Source organism: Vibrio sp. 378, assembly GCF_033339435.1.
In genome coordinates this window covers 1-570 of the sequence record NZ_JAWOUO010000928.1, presented here as the reverse complement: position 1 = coordinate 570, position 570 = coordinate 1, and the positions used below count along the sequence as shown (strand labels likewise).

Annotated in this window: 1 protein-coding gene; it reads left to right on the top strand. The window is 41.9% G+C overall.

The annotated features are described in order from the left end of the window. Nucleotides 1-19 precede the first annotated feature (19 nt). On the top strand, nt 20-487 hold the full coding sequence (gene recX, locus R7Q48_RS29655; protein ID WP_020835391.1) for a recombination regulator RecX: 468 nt from the start codon (nt 20-22) through the stop codon (nt 485-487). Nucleotides 488-570: the final 83 nt, after the last annotated feature.

The window sequence follows — 570 nt, the reverse complement described above, 5'->3', positions numbered from 1 at the left end:
AATTACCTTTAGGATCACTATGTACCAAAAGCGACAAGCACCGACGCTATCTAGCAAAGAAGCCGCGATTCAGTTACTTAGTCGTCGAGATCATGGCTTATATGAGCTCCATCAAAAGCTTGCGATGAAAGGCTATGAAGAGGCTGATATTGAAGCTGCGATTAACTTTTGTTTAGAACACAATTATTTGGATGACTTGCGTTACGCCAAAAGCCAAGTGCGTCAACACGTTTACAAAGGTCATGGTGAGCGTCGTATTCGCCAAGAGCTTAACCAGAAGCGCGTTGCAGAATCTATCATTGAACAAGCAATGGCAGAAGAGCCCCAAGATTGGTTTGAATTGGCAAAGTTGGCAGCAGAGAAGAAATTTAAAGGAATAAAGGCCAAAGACCAGAAAGAGTACGCTAAACAGGTTCGTTTCTTACAATATCGCGGCTACAGTTTTGACCAAATTAGCTATGCGTTAAGCTTTGAAGACGAAGATTAGGCGTGAATTATTCACGCGGATTTTTGTTTTGCTTCAAATTTTTTCATCTACCCCCTCTTTTCCGCAAGAAAACTAGTCTCAGC